Raw genomic sequence first — 20,305 nt, 5'->3', positions numbered from 1 at the left:
GCTGTTCATCGGCCTGGCGCTGTTATGCCTGTTGGCGACCTGGCTCTCGTTGGCATTGGGCCCGGTAAGCTTGCCGTTGCTGGACACGCTCAAGGCGGCATTGCGCTTGATGGGCGTGCCGATAGAGGCGCAAGGCCTGGAGCAGGCTGAGTTGATCCTGGGGCAGATTCGTTTGCCGCGGACGTTGCTTGGTTTGGCGGTTGGCGGCGTATTGGCATTGTCCGGCGTGGCCATGCAAGGGTTGTTTCGCAACCCGTTGGCCGATCCGGGGTTGGTCGGGGTTTCCAGCGGGGCGGCACTGGGGGCGGCAATCGCGATTGTCGGCGGTGCGTTTTTTGGTGGGTTACCGGAGGCATTCGGGCCTTATGTGCTGTCGCTGTGCGCGTTTCTAGGCGGGCTGGGCGTGACCGCACTGGTTTATCGACTGGGGCGTCGTAACGGTCAGACCAATGTGGCGACCATGCTGCTTGCCGGCATTGCCCTCACTGCACTGGCAAGCTCGGCGGTGGGCCTGTTCACCTACCTGGCGGACGACGCCACCCTGCGTACCCTGACGTTCTGGAACCTTGGCAGCCTCAACGGTGCGAGCTATTCGCGGTTATGGCCCTTATTGCTGGTCAGTGCCGGAGTGGCGCTCTGGTTGCCGCGCCGGGCCAAGGCATTGAATGCGCTGTTGCTCGGTGAATCCGAAGCCAATCACCTGGGAATTGATGTTGAAGGGCTCAAGCGCGAGTTGGTGTTCTGTACCGCATTAGGTGTAGGTGCTGCGGTGGCTGCGGCGGGCATGATTGGTTTTGTCGGGCTGGTGGTGCCGCATCTGGTCAGGTTGCTGGCCGGGCCTGATCACCGCGTGCTGCTGCCGGCGTCGATATTGGCGGGTGCGAGTTTGTTGCTGTTTGCCGACTTGGTTGCGCGACTGGCCTTGGCACCGGCTGAATTGCCGATTGGTATCGTGACTGCGTTTATTGGCGCGCCGTTTTTTCTTTACCTGTTGTTACGGGGGCGTGCCTGATGCTGCGTGTTGAAGACCTGCAGATCCGGCGTGGCCACAAGGTCGTGCTGGCGGACGTCACTCTGGAGTTGCTGCCGGGTGAAGTGATCGGTGTGCTGGGTCCCAATGGCGCGGGTAAGAGTACGTTGCTGGGGGCGTTGTGCGGCGAGTTGCATCCGGATCAGGGCGAGGTGTGGTTGGGGCAGCAGGCGTTGAAAGACTGGAGCGGACCGCAGCGCGCGCAGCGGCTGGCGGTGTTGCCACAAACCTCGACCCTGGACTTCGCGTTCCGTGTCGAAGAGGTGGTCGGCATGGGCCGTTTGCCCCACCAGGCGGGGCGTGTGCGCGATGATGAAATTATCCACGCAGCCTTGCTGGCGGCGGACGTCGCACACTTGAAAGGTCGTAGCTACTTGGCGCTGTCTGGTGGCGAGCGTCAACGCGTGCACTTGGCGCGGGTGTTGGCACAACTATGGCCGGGTGAGGCGGGGCAGACATTGCTGCTGGATGAGCCGACATCGATGCTGGACCCCCTGCATCAGCACACGACCCTGCAAGCGATCCGCCGCTTTGCCGATCGTGGTGCAGCGGTGCTGGTGATCCTCCATGACCTGAACCTGGCTGCGCGCTACTGTGATCGCATTTTGCTGCTGGAGCAGGGCCGTCCCCACGCGTTGGATACACCGGCGCAGGTGCTGCGGCCCGAGCCGCTTAAGGCCGTGTTTGGTTTGGAAGTATTGGTTCAGCCGCACCCGGAGCGTGGGCATCCGTTAATCATTGCTCGCTGAGGCGTGCTTTTTCATAGGCAAAAAAAGACCCGGCAAAAGCCGGGTCAAATAACCGTGATTAGCCTGATGAGGAGATAATCTGAGAGTCCGAACCAATGGTCTTTCAGTTATCGGCTGATCTCGCGACCAGTTGTGATAATCATAACGATTCTCATTTGAGAGTCAACAGTTGTTTTTGAAGGATCTGCGGTTTTCCTCAAACGTCCGTTCGAAGTGCGCATAAACATTGGGCCTTGCTGACGACCTAGCTCTTCTGACGCGCTGAAATGGCATCCAGCTGGCGGTTCAACGCCTCCTTACGCTCGACCGGAATGTCATTCCAGTGCACGTCCATCAGGGCCCCTTCGATCGCATAGAGCAACACTTTTGATGCGCGAAATCCGCGAGTCCTGACGGCTCGATACGCATCGACCGCTCCCAGGCGACGCAAGTCGGATGCACTGTGGATGCCCACCGCATGCAGCCACTGCGCTGACGTCTTGCCGAGGTTTTTCAGGTGTTGCAGCTCATCGTTCATCAAGCCTCCTTGCGACGGCCGAATGGTGCGGTGGGTATCGTGACCAGGCAGGCCTGAACAGCAGTGTAGCGCTCAGTAGGAAAAGCGTAGTTCTTTGGTCCGAAACGGCCAAAAAGCTTATAAGAATGGCGCGGGGATTTTGACGCCGGGCAGGCGTGAAGCACCCGCTACGCGTTGCGCGTAGTCGGGCTTGGATCGAATCTTACTTGGTGCGGTAGCGCAGGCGAGTGCCGAAATTGACCGACATGAGGATCTCATCGGCAGTCAATTCAGGCGGGAAGTAGGTGCCCGAAATCTGCGCATGGGCCAGGCTGGCGCCTTCCAGCGAGCAGTCGCGCAAATCCAGGCCGCGCAAGTCGGCGGAGCGGAAATACGCGTCGGTGAAGTCCACGCCGGTGGCGTTCAGGTCGCGCAAGTCCAGCCCACGGAAGTCGCCGCCGCGCATGTCGATAATGCCGCCTGCCGGGCGTGCCTGATTGAAGCCACGAATATCGTCTTTATGCAGGAGTGCGTAGAGCGGTGTATCTAGAAGCTTGGGCTGACTCATGAAAACGACTCCTGTTGGATTTATGACGCCATTATAGTGCCACTATTTCTTGGGCGTGCGTCCAAGTAGACGACACGCCCAAGAAATTTTTCTTACAGGCCTGGCAGGCGCTGGCGAATTTGTGCGACCAACGCATCGAGGGTTCCACTTTGGTTGGTCTCGACGCGTTTACTCAGCAACAGTTCTTCGGCGGTCAGTGGGTCACGGTTGGCCTGTTGTTCTTCGATAACGCTCAGGGTCGCGTCGGATGGATCGTTTTTGTCGGCCTGACGTTGCGCCAACCAACTGGTGATAACCGCCTGTGGCGCGTTGCAGTCCAGGATCAGGAACGGCGCACCCGTGGCTTCGGCCACCTTGGCTGCGGCGTCGCGTTGTTCGCGTTTGAGGAAGGTGGCATCCAGTACTACCGGGAAGCCGGCGCGCAGCACGGTATCCGCGATGTCATTCAAGCGAGCGTAGGTCCTGGCGCTGGCGTCGGACGCATAGATGCCGGCCTGGGGCGTGTTTTCCACCTGCTGCTCACCGAACATGCGCTTGCGCTCCACGTCCGAGCGCAGGCGTACAGCGCCCAATGCTTCCACCATGCGCATGGCAACGTGGCTTTTGCCGACTGCCGAGACGCCATGGGTAATTGCCAGGAAGCGCGATGGAATGGTGCTGTAGCTTTCCGCCAGGTTGGCGTAGTTGCGGTATTGGCGCAGGGTGGTGGCGCGCTGCACCGGGCTTGCCTCGCTCGGCATGCTGAACAGCGACACCTTGGCACGCACCAGGGCGCGGTAGGCTTTGTAGAAGTTCAGCACTTCAAGGCCCTGATAATCACCGGTCAGTTCCAGGTACTGGCTGATAAAGCGCCGCGCCAGGGACTTGAGGCCGCGGTCTTCCAGGTCCATGGCCAGGAAAGCGATGTCGGCGTACACATCGGTGAAGCGAAACGGCTCGTTGAACTCGATACAGTCGAAGATCACCACCTTGTCGTCAATCAAGGTGGCGTTGCCGAGGTGGATGTCACCGTGGCACTCGCGGGTGAAACCGTCGAGCTTGCGCTGTGCCAGCAGCGGTTTCAGGCGTTCGAAGCTGCTTTCGGCCCAGGCTTGCAGGGCTTCCAGTTGAATCAGGTCGGCTTTGTCGCTGAGGAATGGGCGGATCTGGTCGAAGTTCTGTCGTACCGGTGCCATCACTTCATCGGGGGTGCCGGCCGCGTGGTCCTGAGGCACTTTTGGTGCGGCGAGGTGAAAGCGTGCGATCTGCCTGGCCATTTCATCGATGTGCGCGGCGGTCAATTCGCCATTGGCCTGCAAGGTGCTGAGCAATTGGCTCTGCGGGAACTGACGCATCTTCAGGGCATATTCGATCACCGGGCCGTCGCCACCCAGTTGCGGGGCTTCGGCTGTGCCGGTAATCGGCAACACTTCCAGATACAGATCTGTGGTCAGGCGTTGGTTGAGGCGCAGTTCTTCGTTGCAGAAGTGCCCGCGTTTTTCCAGGTCGGTGAAGTCCAGGAACCCGAAGTTCATCGGTTTTTTCAATTTATAGGCGTAGGGGCCGGTCAGGACCACCCATGAAATATGCGTTTCGATGACCTGGAACGCTTCAACCGGATGAGGGTACAAAGCCGGGTTTTGCAGGGCTGCGATCAGTGACTGGCTCACGGGCGATCCTTCAGAGTCGGTGGGAAATCATGGCGCGCATTATGGCTGCTACGGGCGGTCGTGCAAACCGCTGTCCGGCTCATGTTGATCATCAATAAAGTGCGTATAATCCGCCGCCATGACTCGAACCCGATCTCCCCGTTCCCGTAAAAAACCTCCTTCCCGCGGCCTGCGCCCGTGGCTTGGCTGGGCGCTCAAGCTCGGCCTGGTAGGCCTTGTGGTGCTCGCTGGCTTTGCGGTGTACCTCGACGCTGTGGTCCAGGAGAAGTTCTCCGGCAAGCGCTGGACTATCCCGGCCAAGGTGTATGCACGCCCGCTGGAACTCTTTACCGGCCAGAAGCTGAGCAAGGATGACTTCCTCACCGAACTCGACGCCCTGGGCTATCGACGCGAACCCGTGAGCAATGGTCCAGGGGCGGCTGCAGTCAGCGGCAACACCGTCGACCTCAATACCCGCGGCTTCCAGTTCTATGAAGGCCTGGAGAAGGCCCAGCCTGTGCGCGTGCGCTTCTCCGGCGACTACGTGGCCGAACTGTCGTCCCTCAACGGTTCGAAGTTGCCGGTGGTGCGCCTTGAGCCGCTGATGATCGGCGGGATTTACCCTAAGAACCTTGAAGATCGCATCCTGATCAAGCTTGATCAGGTGCCGCCGTATCTACTGGAAACGTTAGTGGCTGTAGAGGACCGCGACTTTTATAGTCACTGGGGCGTTTCGCCGAAGTCGATTGCCCGTGCCGTCTGGGTGAATACTTCCGGCGGCAGGATGACCCAGGGCGGCAGTACGCTGACCCAGCAGTTGGTGAAGAACTTCTACCTGACCAACGAGCGCAGTCTGACCCGTAAGCTCACCGAAGCCATGATGGCGATGCTGCTTGAGTTGCACTACAGCAAGCAGGAGATCCTTGAGGCGTACCTCAACGAGGTATTCGTCGGCCAGGATGGTCAGCGCGCGGTGCACGGCTTCGGTTTGGCCAGCCAGTTCTTCTTTGGTCAACCGCTGTCCGAGTTGAAGTTGCATCAGGTTGCCTTGTTGGTGGGCATGGTCAAGGGGCCTTCCTACTACAACCCGCGTCGCAATCCGGAGCGTGCGCTTGAGCGCCGTAACCTGGTGCTCGATGTGCTTGAACAGCAAGGCGTTGCCACGGCGGAACAAGTGGCCGCGGCGAAAAAAATGCCACTGGGTGTGACAACCCGCGGGAAGTTGGCGGACAGTTCATTCCCAGGCTTTATCGATCTGGTAAAGCGCCAGTTGCGTGAAGACTATCGCGACGAAGACTTGACCGAAGAAGGCCTGCGGATCTTCACCAGCTTCGACCCGATCCTGCAGATGAAGGCAGAAGCATCGGTCAACGACACCTTCAAGCGCCTGACTGGCCGTAAGGGCGCCGACGAAGTAGAAGCCGCCATGGTGGTGACCAACCCGGAAACCGGTGAAGTCCAGGCCATGATCGGCAGTCGCCAGGCCAGCTTTGCCGGTTTCAACCGCGCACTCGATGCCGTGCGGCCGATCGGCTCGCTGGTCAAGCCGGCGGTCTACCTGACAGCGTTGGAAAAACCGAGCAAATACACCCTCACCAGTTGGCTGTCGGATGACCCGCTGTCGGTCAAAGGGGGCGACGGCCAGGTCTGGACGCCGCAGAACTTTGATCGCCGCTCCCACGGCACGGTGTTCCTGTATCAGGGCTTGGCGCATTCCTACAACATTTCCACGTCTCGGCTCGGCTTGGAGGTTGGCGTGCCGAATGTCCTCAAGACACTGGCGCGCCTGGGCATCACCCGCGAATTCCCGGCTTTCCCGTCGATTCTGCTGGGTGCCGGTGCCATGACGCCGATTGAAGTGGCGACCATGTATCAGACCCTCGCCAACGGTGGCTTCAATACCCCGATGCGCGGGATCCGCAGTGTACTGACGGCCGAGGGTGAGCCACTCAAGCGCTATCCGTTCCAGATTCAGCAACGCTTCGACGCGGGCTCCATCTATCTGATCCAGAACGCCATGCAGCGTGTGATGCGTGAAGGTACCGGCAGCTCGGTCTATAAAGTCTTGCCTTCCAACCTGACACTGGCGGGCAAGACCGGTACCAGTAACGACTCCCGTGACAGCTGGTTCGCCGGTTTCGGCCAGGATGTGCTCGCCGTGGTGTGGCTGGGCCGTGACGACAATGGCAAGACACCATTCACCGGCGCCACCGGCGCGCTGCAGGTCTGGACCAGTTTCATGCGCAAGGCCGACCCGCTGCCGTTGAACATGCCGCAGCCGGATAACATCGTGCAGGCCTGGATTGATCCGCATACCGGCCAGGGCTCCGATGCCAACTGTCCGGGCGCGGTGCAGATGCCGTATATTCGCGGCAGCGAACCACCACCCGGTGCTGCGTGCGGTGGCGGAGCCCCTGCAGATGCGGAATCGGTGATGGATTGGGTCAAGGGCTGGATGAATTAAGCAAAGAGGGTTTCAAGTGAACAAGTGGTGGATTCCAGCTATTACAGCTCTGGCTTTGCTCGGCGGTTGCTCCAGCGTGCAGCGCGGCTCTATTCCTGTGGTGGATTCGAGTACAGCTGTCTCCAATAATGACCGTATCTCGGCCAATGGCGGTTTCCGCCAAACCGTGACCAACCGTCCGGCCCAAGCTAAGCCTCAGGCCGTGCCGCAGGATTCGGGTGTGGTCGTGATGGTGCCGGGCGGCGGTGCTGCTGCCTCGGCGCCAATCAGTGCCGAGCCTTGGACGCCTGGGCCAAGCTCCTCCGGGCCGATTGATGCCGCGCCGATGCAGACCGCGCCGATCAACCAGGGCACCTACACCATGCCGTCGACGCCGAGTGGCATTCCATCGTCCTCCAGCGCTGGCGGCTTGTCAGCCGACGAGCAATTGGACGGCCCGGTGCTGGCCTTGCTGACCACCGCGCAGCAACAGCAGGCGGGTGGTGACTTGAATGGTGCGTCATCCAGCCTTGAGCGTGCGCAACGTGTTGCTCCGCGCGAGCCGCAAGTGCTGTATCGCCTTGCCCAGGTACGCATGGCCCAGGGCGATGCGCCCCAGGCCGAACAATTCGCTCGTCGTGGTCTCACGCTGGCCAACGGTCGTCCCGACCTGCAAGCCAGCCTGTGGGCGTTGATCGGCGATGCGCGTGCGGCACAAGGTGACGCTGCCGGCGCTGCCCAGGCTCGGCAAAAAGCCAAGGTCAACCTCTGATGGATGCACGGTTTCCCGCGATTGCCGAACAGTTATTGCTGATCGAGCGCGAATTGCGCGTGCAGGGCTGGTGGGATGAGGTGCGCCCCAGTGCCGAAGCGCTCAGCAGTGTCGAGCCCTTTTCGGTGGATACTCTGGACTTCCACCAGTGGTTGCAGTGGGTCTTCCTTGTGCGCATGAAGCAGATTCTCGAACAGGATCTGCCCTTGCCCAATGCTTCCGGGATCATGGAGATGGCCGAGATGGTCTATGCCGACCGGCCGCTCGAGAGCCTTGGTTTGCGCAATGCGCTGAAAAAGTTCGACCAACTGATCGTCGACGCTCGTTAATTGCCTGGCTGCCGGTTTTTCCGGCAGTCTTGCGCACATTTCTACCGCTTGACGACATTCAGGCGAGTTTTATCCCTCCTCAAAGCCCTTTCTTCTACGTTCTCATGCGCTTAGTTGGAAAAAAGCGCAATTATTGCTTGACTTGAGAGGCCTGAAACAGAAGAATCCAAAGTCCGCTGTATCGGGACTGCCAGAAGCAGGCCCGCTCAGCAGATCATGAGGCGCACATCCGCGCCGACCTGTTACACCCGCAACGCGTTACCTCGCGCTGGGTGGGAAAAGCCCGCAACACTTGGGACGATCCCAATACTTGCTCAGTCAGTGCTGACGTAGTCGGCGACCACCGTCGCTCATGCTCTGTTGAGAAGTAAACCTATTAAGACCCGTCGGTTTTCAACGGACGGTATTCTGGCGTTTTAGAGGTGAACAACGTGGAGCTTTTATCTGGCGGTGAGATGCTCGTCCGCTTTTTGCGTGACGAAGGCGTCGACTATATCTACGGGTACCCAGGTGGTGCTCTGCTGCATGTTTACGACGCACTGTTCAAGGAACCGGCTGTTACCCACATCCTGGTTCGCCACGAACAGGCCGCGACCCATATGGCTGACGGTTATGCCCGTGCCACCGGTAAAGCCGGTGTGGTACTGGTAACCTCCGGCCCAGGCGCAACCAATGCCATTACCGGCATCGCGACTGCTTATATGGACTCCATTCCGATGGTGATCATTTCCGGCCAGGTGCCAAGCACCATGGTGGGGACCGATGCGTTCCAGGAAACCGACATGATCGGTATCTCCAGGCCGATCGTGAAACACAGCTTCATGATCAAGCATGCGTCGGAAATCCCGGACGTCATGAAAAAGGCCTTCTACCTCGCACAGTCCGGTCGCCCGGGGCCTGTCGTGGTCGATATCCCGAAAGACATGACCAACCCGGCTGAAAAGTTCGAATACGTTTTCCCGAAGAAAGCCAAGCTGCGTTCCTACAGCCCGGCCGTTCGCGGGCACTCGGGGCAAATCCGCAAGGCGGCAGAAATGCTCCTGGCGGCCAAGCGTCCCGTGCTGTACTCGGGTGGTGGCGTGATCCTGGGCGGCGGTTCTGCACCGTTGACCGAACTGGCCAAGCTGCTCAACCTGCCTGTCACCAATACCCTGATGGGCCTCGGCGCATTCCCGGGTACGGACCGTCAGTTCGTGGGCATGCTGGGCATGCACGGCAGCTACACCGCCAACCTGACCATGCACCACGCCGACGTGATCCTGGCAGTGGGCGCGCGTTTTGATGACCGCGTGATCAATGGCGCGAGCAAGTTCTGCCCGAATGCCAAGATCATCCATATCGACATCGACCCGGCGTCCATCTCCAAGACCATCAAGGCCGATGTGCCGATCGTAGGTCCTGTGGAAAGTGTACTGACCGAAATGGTCGCTGCGCTCAAGGACATCGGCGAGACGCCGAACAAGGAATCCGTTGCCAGTTGGTGGAAGCAGATCGACGAATGGCGTGGTGACCGTGGCCTGTTCCCTTACGACAAGGGCGACGGCAGCATCATCAAGCCACAAACCGTGATCGAGACGCTCTGCGAAGTGACCAAGGGCGACGCCTTTGTGACCTCCGATGTGGGCCAGCACCAGATGTTCGCCGCGCAGTACTACAAGTTCGACAAGCCTAACCGCTGGATCAACTCCGGTGGCCTGGGCACGATGGGCTTTGGTTTCCCGGCAGCCATGGGGGTGAAACTGAGTTTCCCGGACTCTGACGTTGCCTGCGTCACCGGTGAAGGCAGCATTCAGATGAACATCCAGGAACTGTCGACGTGCCTGCAGTACGGTCTTCCTGTGAAGATTGTCTGCTTGAACAACGGCGTGCTGGGCATGGTTCGTCAGTGGCAGGACATGAGCTACGGTAGCCGTCACTCCCATTCCTACATGGAATCGTTGCCGGATTTCATCAAGTTGGTTGAGGCTTATGGCCACGTTGGCATTCGCATCACCGATCTGAAAGATCTGAAGCCGAAGATGGAAGAAGCGTTCGCCATGAAGGACCGCCTGGTGTTCCTCGATATTCAGGTGGATACCAGCGAGCACGTCTACCCGATGCAGATCAAAGACGGCTCTATGCGCGACATGTGGCTGAACAAGACGGAGCGTACTTAATCATGCGGCACATTATCTCCCTGCTTCTGGAGAACGAACCCGGCGCTCTGTCTCGTGTTGTCGGCCTGTTTTCGCAACGCAACTACAACATCGAAAGCCTGACCGTGGCGCCGACCGAAGACCCGACTTTGTCGCGCCTGACGTTGACCACCGTGGGCCACGATGAGGTGATCGAGCAGATCACCAAGAACCTCAACAAGCTGATCGAAGTGGTCAAGCTGGTCGACCTGTCGGAAAGTGCCCACATTGAGCGCGAGCTGATGCTGGTCAAGGTCAAGGCAACGGGTGCCCAGCGTGCCGAGATCAAGCGCACTACCGATATTTATCGCGGGCAGATCGTCGATGTGAGCGCCAGTGTTTATACCGTTCAACTGACCGGTACGAGCGACAAGCTGGACAGCTTCATCCAGTCGATCGGGACGGCCTCGATTCTGGAAACGGTACGCAGTGGTGTCACCGGGATTGCCCGTGGCGACAAAGTACTCAGCATCTAACCCAAATTAGCGAATGGCCTTAAGGCCTGGATATATAGAGGAACCTCATGAAAGTTTATTACGATAAAGATTGTGACCTGTCGATCATCCAGGGCAAGAAAGTCGCCATCATCGGCTACGGCTCCCAGGGTCACGCGCAAGCCTGCAACCTGAAAGACTCCGGCGTTGACGTGACTGTTGGCCTGCGTAAAGGCTCGGCCACCGTTGCCAAGGCTGAAGCCCACGGCCTGAAAGTGACTGACGTTGCTTCCGCTGTTGCTGCCGCCGACCTGGTCATGATCCTGACCCCGGACGAGTTCCAGTCCGCGCTGTACAAGAACGAAATCGAGCCGAACATCAAGAAGGGCGCCACCCTGGCCTTCTCCCACGGCTTCGCGATCCACTACAACCAGGTTGTACCGCGCGCAGACCTCGACGTGATCATGATTGCGCCGAAGGCACCGGGCCACACCGTACGCTCCGAGTTCGTCAAAGGCGGTGGTATCCCTGACCTGATCGCGATTTACCAGGATGCTTCGGGCAACGCCAAGAACGTTGCGCTGTCTTACGCTGCTGGCGTGGGTGGCGGTCGTACCGGCATCATCGAAACCACCTTCAAGGACGAGACCGAAACCGACCTGTTCGGCGAGCAAGCCGTTCTGTGCGGCGGTACCGTTGAGCTGGTTAAAGCCGGTTTCGAAACCCTGGTTGAAGCTGGCTACGCGCCGGAAATGGCCTACTTCGAATGCCTGCACGAACTGAAGCTGATCGTTGACCTCATGTACGAAGGCGGTATCGCCAACATGAACTACTCGATCTCCAACAACGCCGAATACGGCGAGTACGTGACTGGCCCGGAAGTCATCAACGCCGAGTCCCGCCAAGCTATGCGCAACGCCCTGAAACGTATTCAGGACGGCGAGTATGCCAAAATGTTCATCAGCGAAGGTGCTACCGGCTACCCTTCGATGACCGCCAAGCGTCGTAACAACGCTGCTCACGGTATCGAAGTCATCGGCGAGCAACTGCGCTCCATGATGCCGTGGATCGGTGCCAACAAGATCGTCGACAAAGCCAAAAACTAAGTCGTACGTATCAACAGAAAACGCGGCTTAGGCCGCGTTTTTTCGTTTGGGGGGCGGGTTCTGGTATAAAGCTGCATCGTTTGCGGGCGAACACTCGCCGCAAGTATTGGTCGAATTTTTTTCACACCGTTGCAAGGTAAAGTCCATGAGCGAACGTCCCGAAGAGCCAAACCAGGCTTCTGACGCCGAAAGCCTGCTGCCGATCGATGAACATGTCGAAGAAGGGCATGACGCTGAAGGCCGCAAGGTCCGGCATCGTGGCATCTATTTGCTACCCAATCTGTTCACTACGGCAAACCTGTTTGCCGGGTTCTATTCCATCATCAACTCAATGAGTGCCCAAAGTGCCCTGGCGGCAGGTGATGCGGCGAGCGCCAGCAAGTATTTCGGCTTTGCTGCCATCGCGATTTTCGTGGCCATGGTGCTGGATGGCCTTGATGGTCGTGTGGCGCGCATGACCAATACCCAAAGCGCCTTCGGAGCCGAGTATGACTCGCTATCGGACATGGTTGCCTTTGGTGTTGCACCTGCACTGCTGGCCTTTGCCTGGGCGCTGGGTGATATGGGTAAGGTTGGCTGGATGGTCGCCTTCATCTATGTTGCGGGTGCGGCGTTGCGTCTGGCTCGCTTCAATACCCAGGTGGGGACTGCTGACAAGCGTTACTTCATCGGTCTGGCCAGTCCGGCAGCGGCGGGCGTGGTGGCGGGTATCGTCTGGGCGTTCAGCGACTACGGCATCCAGGGTTCGAAAATGTCGTTCCTGGTGGCGTTGATGGTTGCTGCGGCCGGTATGTTGATGGTCAGCAATATCAAGTACAACAGCTTCAAGGAGCTTGACCTCAAGGGGCGTGTACCGTTCGTGGCAATCCTGGCAGTGGTACTGGTGTTTGCGGTGGTCTTCAGTGACCCTCCTCGGATCCTGCTATTGGCCTTCCTGGTCTACGCCGCTTCGGGTCCGATTCAGTACTTGCTGCATATGCGCCGGGACAAAACATTGCCTTAATGTAATTTCCCCCATACTCCGCAGTCTATTGGTGCATCAGTTCTCCAATGCTGCGGAGTTGCCATGTTAATCAAATTGCCCAAAGCGTCCGATTGCCAAGAATCGGATGTCACGCCTGAGTCCTTCTACCTTTCTCGCCGTAGCTTGCTCGGTGGTGCGCTTGCCGGCATTGCTGCCAGCAGCCTGCCGCGTTGGGCCAGTGCTGACGAGGCCGTGCGTTATCCCGATGTTGAGCCTGGCAAGGCGCCCAATTGGTTTGCCGAAAAATTGCCGGCAACGAAATGGCAGGCGGTGACGGTCAAGGATGAGTCCATCACCCCCTTCAAGGACGCAACTCACTACAACAACTTCTATGAGTTCGGAACAGACAAGGGCGATCCTGCGAAAAATGCGGGATCACTCAAGACCGAGCCCTGGAGTGTGGTGATTGATGGTGAGGTTGCAAAGCCGGGGCGTTACGCCCTTGAAGACTTCATGAAGCCCTATCAATTAGAAGAGCGGATCTACCGTTTACGCTGTGTCGAGGCGTGGTCGATGGTCATCCCGTGGATGGGTTTTCAGATCTCTGCCTTACTCAAGCAGGTTGAGCCGACCTCCAAGGCCAAGTACATCCGCTTTGAAACCCTTCAGGATGCCAAGAGCATGCCTGGGCAGCGCTCGAGTTTTGGCTTGATTGACTGGCCATATGTAGAAGGGCTGCGTCTGGATGAAGCGATGAATCCTTTGGCGATTCTTGCCGTTGGCATGTATGGGCGCGAGTTACCCAATCAGAACGGTGCACCGTTACGTCTGGTCGTGCCCTGGAAATACGGTTTCAAGAGCGTGAAATCCATTGTGCGTATCAGTCTTGTGAGCGAGCAGCCAAAAACCACTTGGCAGAGTATCGCTGCGGATGAGTATGGTTTCTATGCGAATGTGAACCCTACGGTGGATCATCCCCGCTGGACCCAGGCGCGGGAGCGTCGTCTGCCAAGCGGCCTGTTCAGTCCGAATGTGCGTGAGACGCAGATGTTCAATGGCTACTCGGATGAGGTCGCCTCTTTATATACAGGCCTCGATCTGCGGAAGAACTACTGATGCGTTACCCCATCTGGCGCGTTGGCGTTTTTATAGCTGCGGCAGTGTGGCCGTTATTATGGCTGTATGAGGCATGGAGTTTTGCCTTGGGGCCGGATCCGGGCAAGGTGCTGGTTGATCGGCTTGGCCTGGGTACCCTGATCCTCTTGCTGATTACCCTTGGAATGACGCCGCTGCAGAAACTGAGCGGTTGGGCGGGGTGGATCGCGGTGCGCCGGCAGCTTGGATTGTGGTGCTTTGCTTATGTAGTGCTGCATTTGGCGGCTTATTGTGTGTTTGTTCTGGGGCTGGATTGGTCGCAATTGGGTGTGGAGCTGCGCAAACGGCCTTACATTATTGTGGGGGCGCTGGGATTCTTGTCTTTGTTTGTGTTGGCGGTGACGTCTAATCGCTATAGCCAACGTCGACTGGGTAGTCGCTGGAAGAAGCTGCATCGGCTGGTGTATGTGATTCTTGGGCTTGGTCTGTTGCACATGCTGTGGATCGTGCGGGCTGATCTGAAGGAATGGGCTATCTATGCTTCTATAGGTGCGTTGCTTCTGGTACTGCGTGTACCGCCAGTGGCGCGCCGAATCCCCCGACTTATTACTAAAAAAGCACCCACTGCAACAAAAGCGTAATTAACGCTTGACCGCAGGTTGTAGACGTCTATAATTCGCCCCACTTCCGGCGCGGTCGAAACGTAAAACTCCTTGGTAAACAATGAGTTATGCAGGATAAGGCAGCGGTTTGCTTCAGTTCATCGAAGCCCAGAAGGAGTTGGTAGAGTCGTGTTGTTTGACGCTATTAACGATTCGATCTTCTCGGTCGAAAGCGGAGAAAAAGAGGTGTTGACAGCAGCGTGTAACGCTGTAGAATTCGCCTCCCGCTGACGGGAGATCGCAAGCGCAAGTGGTTGAAGTTGTTGAAGAAATCTTCGAAAGCTTCTGAAAATAATCACTTGACAGCAAATGAGGCTGCTGTAGAATGCGCGCCTCGGTTGAGACGAAAGCTCTTAACCAACCGCTCTTTAACAACTGAATCAAGCAATTCGTGTGGGTGCTTGTGGAGTCAGACTGATAGTCAACAAGATTATCAGCATCACAAGTTACTCCGCGAGAAATCAAAGAATAACCAACGATTGCTGAGCCAAGTTTAGGGTTTCTTAAAAACCCAAAGATGTTTGAACTGAAGAGTTTGATCATGGCTCAGATTGAACGCTGGCGGCAGGCCTAACACATGCAAGTCGAGCGGTAGAGAGAAGCTTGCTTCTCTTGAGAGCGGCGGACGGGTGAGTAATGCCTAGGAATCTGCCTGGTAGTGGGGGATAACGTTCGGAAACGGACGCTAATACCGCATACGTCCTACGGGAGAAAGCAGGGGACCTTCGGGCCTTGCGCTATCAGATGAGCCTAGGTCGGATTAGCTAGTTGGTGGGGTAATGGCTCACCAAGGCGACGATCCGTAACTGGTCTGAGAGGATGATCAGTCACACTGGAACTGAGACACGGTCCAGACTCCTACGGGAGGCAGCAGTGGGGAATATTGGACAATGGGCGAAAGCCTGATCCAGCCATGCCGCGTGTGTGAAGAAGGTCTTCGGATTGTAAAGCACTTTAAGTTGGGAGGAAGGGCCATTACCTAATACGTGGTGGTTTTGACGTTACCGACAGAATAAGCACCGGCTAACTCTGTGCCAGCAGCCGCGGTAATACAGAGGGTGCAAGCGTTAATCGGAATTACTGGGCGTAAAGCGCGCGTAGGTGGTTTGTTAAGTTGGATGTGAAATCCCCGGGCTCAACCTGGGAACTGCATTCAAAACTGACTGACTAGAGTATGGTAGAGGGTGGTGGAATTTCCTGTGTAGCGGTGAAATGCGTAGATATAGGAAGGAACACCAGTGGCGAAGGCGACCACCTGGACTGATACTGACACTGAGGTGCGAAAGCGTGGGGAGCAAACAGGATTAGATACCCTGGTAGTCCACGCCGTAAACGATGTCAACTAGCCGTTGGGAGCCTTGAGCTCTTAGTGGCGCAGCTAACGCATTAAGTTGACCGCCTGGGGAGTACGGCCGCAAGGTTAAAACTCAAATGAATTGACGGGGGCCCGCACAAGCGGTGGAGCATGTGGTTTAATTCGAAGCAACGCGAAGAACCTTACCAGGCCTTGACATCCAATGAACTTTCCAGAGATGGATTGGTGCCTTCGGGAACATTGAGACAGGTGCTGCATGGCTGTCGTCAGCTCGTGTCGTGAGATGTTGGGTTAAGTCCCGTAACGAGCGCAACCCTTGTCCTTAGTTACCAGCACGTCATGGTGGGCACTCTAAGGAGACTGCCGGTGACAAACCGGAGGAAGGTGGGGATGACGTCAAGTCATCATGGCCCTTACGGCCTGGGCTACACACGTGCTACAATGGTCGGTACAGAGGGTTGCCAAGCCGCGAGGTGGAGCTAATCCCAGAAAACCGATCGTAGTCCGGATCGCAGTCTGCAACTCGACTGCGTGAAGTCGGAATCGCTAGTAATCGCGAATCAGAATGTCGCGGTGAATACGTTCCCGGGCCTTGTACACACCGCCCGTCACACCATGGGAGTGGGTTGCACCAGAAGTAGCTAGTCTAACCTTCGGGAGGACGGTTACCACGGTGTGATTCATGACTGGGGTGAAGTCGTAACAAGGTAGCCGTAGGGGAACCTGCGGCTGGATCACCTCCTTAATCGACGACATCAGCTGCTCCATAAGTTCCCACACGAATTGCTTGATTCATTGAAGAAGACGATAAGAAGCAGCCCGAAATTGGGTCTGTAGCTCAGTTGGTTAGAGCGCACCCCTGATAAGGGTGAGGTCGGCAGTTCGAATCTGCCCAGACCCACCAATTTTGTGTGGGAAACGCCTGTAGAAATACGGGGCCATAGCTCAGCTGGGAGAGCGCCTGCCTTGCACGCAGGAGGTCAACGGTTCGATCCCGTTTGGCTCCACCACTACTGCTTCTGCGTTATGAAAGCTTAGAAATGAGCATTCCATCAGTATGATGGTGAATGTTGATTTCTAGTCTTTGATTAGATCGTTCTTTAAAAATTTGGGTATGTGATAGAAAGATAGACTGAACGTTACTTTCACTGGTAACGGATCAGGCTAAGGTAAAATTTGTGAGTGGCTCTTAATTGAGTATGATCGAATTTTCGGCGAATGTCGTCTTCACAGTATAACCAGATTGCTTGGGGTTATATGGTCAAGTGAAGAAGCGCATACGGTGGATGCCTTGGCAGTCAGAGGCGATGAAAGACGTGGTAGCCTGCGAAAAGCTTCGGGGAGTCGGCAAACAGACTTTGATCCGGAGATGTCTGAATGGGGGAACCCAGCCATCATAAGATGGTTATCTTGTACTGAATACATAGGTGCAAGAGGCGAACCAGGGGAACTGAAACATCTAAGTACCCTGAGGAAAAGAAATCAACCGAGATTCCCTTAGTAGTGGCGAGCGAACGGGGACTAGCCCTTAAGTGGCTTTGAGATTAGCGGAACGCTCTGGAAAGTGCGGCCATAGTGGGTGATAGCCCTGTACGCGAAAATCTCTTAGTCATGAAATCGAGTAGGACGGAGCACGAGAAACTTTGTCTGAATATGGGGGGACCATCCTCCAAGGCTAAATACTACTGACTGACCGATAGTGAACTAGTACCGTGAGGGAAAGGCGAAAAGAACCCCGGAGAGGGGAGTGAAATAGATCCTGAAACCGTATGCGTACAAGCAGTGGGAGCCCACTTTGTTGGGTGACTGCGTACCTTTTGTATAATGGGTCAGCGACTTATTTTCAGTGGCGAGCTTAACCGAATAGGGGAGGCGTAGCGAAAGCGAGTCTTAATAGGGCGTCTAGTCGCTGGGAATAGACCCGAAACCGGGCGATCTATCCATGGGCAGGTTGAAGGTTGGGTAACACTAACTGGAGGACCGAACCGACTACCGTTGAAAAGTTAGCGGATGACCTGTGGATCGGAGTGAAAGGCTAATCAAGCTCGGAGATAGCTGGTTCTCCTCGAAAGCTATTTAGGTAGCGCCTCATGTATCACTGTAGGGGGTAGAGCACTGTTTCGGCTAGGGGGTCATCCCGACTTACCAAACCGATGCAAACTCCGAATACCTACAAGTGCCGAGCATGGGAGACACACGGCGGGTGCTAACGTCCGTCGTGAAAAGGGAAACAACCCAGACCGTCAGCTAAGGTCCCAAAGTTATGGTTAAGTGGGAAACGATGTGGGAAGGCTTAGACAGCTAGGAGGTTGGCTTAGAAGCAGCCACCCTTTAAAGAAAGCGTAATAGCTCACTAGTCGAGTCGGCCTGCGCGGAAGATGTAACGGGGCTCAAACCATACACCGAAGCTACGGGTATCACGTAAGTGATGCGGTAGAGGAGCGTTCTGTAAGCCTGTGAAGGTGAGTTGAGAAGCTTGCTGGAGGTATCAGAAGTGCGAATGCTGACATGAGTAACGATAATGGGTGTGAAAAACACCCACGCCGAAAGACCAAGGTTTCCTGCGCAACGTTAATCGACGCAGGGTTAGTCGGTCCCTAAGGCGAGGCTGAAAAGCGTAGTCGATGGAAAACAGGTTAATATTCCTGTACTTCTGGTTATTGCGATGGAGGGACGGAGAAGGCTAGGCCAGCTTGGCGTTGGTTGTCCAAGTTTAAGGTGGTAGGCTGAGATCTTAGGTAAATCCGGGATCTTAAGGCCGAGAGCTGATGACGAGTTAACTTTTAGTTAACGAAGTGGTTGATGCCATGCTTCCAAGAAAAGCTTCTAAGCTTCAGGTAACCAGGAACCGTACCCCAAACCGACACAGGTGGTTGGGTAGAGAATACCAAGGCGCTTGAGAGAACTCGGGTGAAGGAACTAGGCAAAATGGCACCGTAACTTCGGGAGAAGGTGCGCCGGTGAGGGTGAAGGACTTGCTCCGTAAGCCCATGCCGGTCGAAGATACCAGGCCGCTGCGACTGTTTATTAAAAACACAGCACTCTGCAAACACGAAAGTGGACGTATAGGGTGTGACGCCTGCCCGGTGCCGGAAGGTTAATTGATGGGGTTAGCTAACGCGAAGCTCTTGATCGAAGCCCCGGTAAACGGCGGCCGTAACTATAACGGTCCTAAGGTAGCGAAATTCCTTGTCGGGTAAGTTCCGACCTGCACGAATGGCGTAACGATGGCGGCGCTGTCTCCACCCGAGACTCAGTGAAATTGAAATCGCTGTGAAGATGCAGTGTATCCGCGGCTAGACGGAAAGACCCCGTGAACCTTTACTATAGCTTTGCACTGGACTTTGAATTTGCTTGTGTAGGATAGGTGGGAGGCTTTGAAGCGTGGACGCCAGTCTGCGTGGAGCCAACCTTGAAATACCACCCTGGCAACTTTGAGGTTCTAACTCAGGTCCGTTATCCGGATCGAGGACAGTGTATGGTGGGTAGTTTGACTGGGGCGGTCTCCTCCTAAAGAGTAACGGAGGAGTACGAAGGTGCGCTCAGACCGGTCGGAAATCGGTCGTAGAGTATAAAGGCAAAAGCGCGCTTGACTGCGAGACAGACACGTCGAGCAGGTACGAAAGTAGGTCTTAGTGATCCGGTGGTTCTGTATGGAAGGGCCATCGCTCAACGGATAAAAGGTACTCCGGGGATAACAGGCTGATACCGCCCAAGAGTTCATATCGACGGCGGTGTTTGGCACCTCGATGTCGGCTCATCACATCCTGGGGCTGAAGCCGGTCCCAAGGGTATGGCTGTTCGCCATTTAAAGTGGTACGCGAGCTGGGTTTAGAACGTCGTGAGACAGTTCGGTCCCTATCTGCCGTGGACGTTTGAGATTTGAGAGGGGCTGCTCCTAGTACGAGAGGACCGGAGTGGACGAACCTCTGGTGTTCCGGTTGTCACGCCAGTGGCATTGCCGGGTAGCTATGTTCGGAATAGATAACCGCTGAAAGCATCTAAGCGGGAAACTAGCCTCAAGATGAGATCTCACTGGGACCTTGAGTCCCCTGAAGGGCCGTCGAAGACTACGACGTTGATAGGTTGGGTGTGTAAGCGCTGTGAGGCGTTGAGCTAACCAATACTAATTGCCCGTGAGGCTTGACCATATAACACCCAAGCAATTTGCGTCGAAAGGCCAGATTGCGGTGTGTGAAGACGCAATGAACCGAAAGTTCGAGATTTCACAAAACACCGACAGCTGTCACATACCCAATTTGCTGAAGCGAGGCCCGCTGGCCACGACTCAGTACCCGAATTTCTTGACGACCATAGAGCATTGGAACCACCTGATCCCATCCCGAACTCAGCAGTGAAACGATGCATCGCCGATGGTAGTGTGGGGTTTCCCCATGTGAGAGTAGGTCATCGTCAAGATTAAATTCCGAAACCCCATTTGCGAAAGCAGATGGGGTTTTGTTTTGGGCGCTCGAAAAGTGCGAAGAGGCGCCTAGGGAGGGCCTTCAGTGCTAAAGTCCATGCCCTCGATTTTGCTTTT

At 56.4% G+C, this 20,305-nt stretch carries 14 protein-coding genes, 2 tRNA genes and 3 rRNA genes; 16 read left to right on the top strand and 3 right to left on the bottom strand.

Going from position 1 to position 20,305, the window contains the following annotated elements; genetic code table 11:
* The first annotated feature begins 28 nt into the window (after positions 1 to 28).
* Both J3D60_RS16520 and J3D60_RS16515 read left to right on the top strand, forming a co-directional pair.
* Positions 29 to 1,012 (top strand): iron ABC transporter permease, encoded by a 984-nt coding sequence (locus J3D60_RS16520; RefSeq protein ID WP_175539066.1) that lies wholly within the window; start codon positions 29 to 31, stop codon positions 1,010 to 1,012.
* A complete protein-coding gene (locus J3D60_RS16515; protein WP_253492049.1) occupies positions 1,012 to 1,779 on the top strand; it encodes a heme ABC transporter ATP-binding protein in 768 nt (255 codons plus the stop codon). The genes J3D60_RS16520 and J3D60_RS16515 overlap by 1 nt, the downstream gene beginning before the upstream one ends.
* Before the next feature lie 244 nt (positions 1,780 to 2,023).
* Here the strand turns inward: J3D60_RS16515 and J3D60_RS16510 are convergent, their stop codons facing one another.
* From J3D60_RS16510 to J3D60_RS16500, 3 genes are all read right to left on the bottom strand, one after another.
* Positions 2,024 to 2,296: a TfoX/Sxy family protein gene (locus J3D60_RS16510; RefSeq protein ID WP_027605391.1), complete on the bottom strand. Its 273-nt coding sequence runs from the start codon at positions 2,294 to 2,296 to the stop codon at positions 2,024 to 2,026.
* 202 nt (positions 2,297 to 2,498) lie between these two features.
* A complete protein-coding gene (locus J3D60_RS16505) occupies positions 2,499 to 2,843 on the bottom strand; it encodes a pentapeptide repeat-containing protein (RefSeq protein WP_065938264.1) in 345 nt (114 codons plus the stop codon).
* 92 nt (positions 2,844 to 2,935) lie between these two features.
* A complete protein-coding gene (locus J3D60_RS16500) occupies positions 2,936 to 4,492 on the bottom strand; it encodes a bifunctional aminoglycoside phosphotransferase/ATP-binding protein (RefSeq protein ID WP_253492048.1) in 1,557 nt (518 codons plus the stop codon).
* A 118-nt stretch (positions 4,493 to 4,610) separates the two neighbouring features.
* Between J3D60_RS16500 and mrcB the strand changes: the two genes are divergently transcribed.
* The 14 genes from mrcB (at position 4,611) to rrf (ending at position 20,184) form a co-directional block, all read left to right on the top strand.
* Complete coding sequence (gene mrcB / locus J3D60_RS16495) at positions 4,611 to 6,935, top strand: penicillin-binding protein 1B (protein WP_253492047.1); 2,325 nt, start codon at positions 4,611 to 4,613, stop codon at positions 6,933 to 6,935.
* 16 nt (positions 6,936 to 6,951) lie between these two features.
* Positions 6,952 to 7,686, top strand: a complete 735-nt coding sequence (locus tag J3D60_RS16490) for a hypothetical protein (protein WP_253492046.1) — start codon at positions 6,952 to 6,954, stop codon at positions 7,684 to 7,686.
* Positions 7,686 to 8,015 (top strand): YqcC family protein, encoded by a 330-nt coding sequence (locus J3D60_RS16485; RefSeq protein ID WP_065938260.1) that lies wholly within the window; start codon positions 7,686 to 7,688, stop codon positions 8,013 to 8,015. Before J3D60_RS16490 ends, J3D60_RS16485 begins: the two co-directional genes overlap by 1 nt.
* Before the next feature lie 431 nt (positions 8,016 to 8,446).
* Positions 8,447 to 10,171 (top strand): acetolactate synthase 3 large subunit, encoded by a 1,725-nt coding sequence (locus J3D60_RS16480; protein WP_065925350.1) that lies wholly within the window; start codon positions 8,447 to 8,449, stop codon positions 10,169 to 10,171.
* A 2-nt stretch (positions 10,172 to 10,173) separates the two neighbouring features.
* Positions 10,174 to 10,665: an acetolactate synthase small subunit gene (gene ilvN / locus J3D60_RS16475; RefSeq protein WP_003176102.1), complete on the top strand. Its 492-nt coding sequence runs from the start codon at positions 10,174 to 10,176 to the stop codon at positions 10,663 to 10,665.
* Positions 10,666 to 10,712: 47 nt separating this feature from the next.
* Complete coding sequence (ilvC, locus tag J3D60_RS16470) at positions 10,713 to 11,729, top strand: ketol-acid reductoisomerase (RefSeq protein ID WP_003176099.1); 1,017 nt, start codon at positions 10,713 to 10,715, stop codon at positions 11,727 to 11,729.
* Between the two features lie 145 nt (positions 11,730 to 11,874).
* On the top strand, positions 11,875 to 12,732 hold the full coding sequence (gene pssA, locus J3D60_RS16465; RefSeq protein WP_053137711.1) for a CDP-diacylglycerol--serine O-phosphatidyltransferase: 858 nt from the start codon (positions 11,875 to 11,877) through the stop codon (positions 12,730 to 12,732).
* Positions 12,733 to 12,795: 63 nt separating this feature from the next.
* On the top strand, positions 12,796 to 13,809 hold the full coding sequence (msrP, locus tag J3D60_RS16460) for a protein-methionine-sulfoxide reductase catalytic subunit MsrP (protein ID WP_253492045.1): 1,014 nt from the start codon (positions 12,796 to 12,798) through the stop codon (positions 13,807 to 13,809).
* The gene (gene msrQ / locus J3D60_RS16455) at positions 13,809 to 14,429 is read left to right on the top strand and encodes a protein-methionine-sulfoxide reductase heme-binding subunit MsrQ (protein ID WP_065938258.1); all 621 of its coding nucleotides are present in this window, start codon (positions 13,809 to 13,811) and stop codon (positions 14,427 to 14,429) included. Before msrP ends, msrQ begins: the two co-directional genes overlap by 1 nt.
* 544 nt (positions 14,430 to 14,973) lie before the next feature.
* Positions 14,974 to 16,510: ribosomal RNA gene (locus J3D60_RS16450) — 16S ribosomal RNA — on the top strand.
* A gap of 82 nt (positions 16,511 to 16,592) precedes the next feature.
* Positions 16,593 to 16,669 (top strand) — tRNA-Ile (locus J3D60_RS16445).
* Positions 16,670 to 16,699: 30 nt separating this feature from the next.
* Positions 16,700 to 16,775 (top strand) — tRNA-Ala (locus J3D60_RS16440).
* 249 nt (positions 16,776 to 17,024) lie between these two features.
* Positions 17,025 to 19,916 (top strand): 23S ribosomal RNA (locus J3D60_RS16435).
* Between the two features lie 152 nt (positions 19,917 to 20,068).
* Positions 20,069 to 20,184 (top strand): 5S ribosomal RNA (rrf, locus tag J3D60_RS16430).
* Together the 16S, 23S and 5S rRNA genes with 2 tRNA genes alongside form the textbook arrangement of a ribosomal RNA operon.
* The last annotated feature ends 121 nt before the right edge of the window (positions 20,185 to 20,305 follow it).

It is taken from the genome of Pseudomonas sp. S3E17, from assembly GCF_024168685.1.
Taxonomy (GTDB): domain Bacteria; phylum Pseudomonadota; class Gammaproteobacteria; order Pseudomonadales; family Pseudomonadaceae; genus Aquipseudomonas; species Aquipseudomonas marginalis.
The sequence above is the reverse complement of the archived record's forward strand: the minus strand, read 5'-3'. Positions and strand labels throughout refer to the sequence as shown.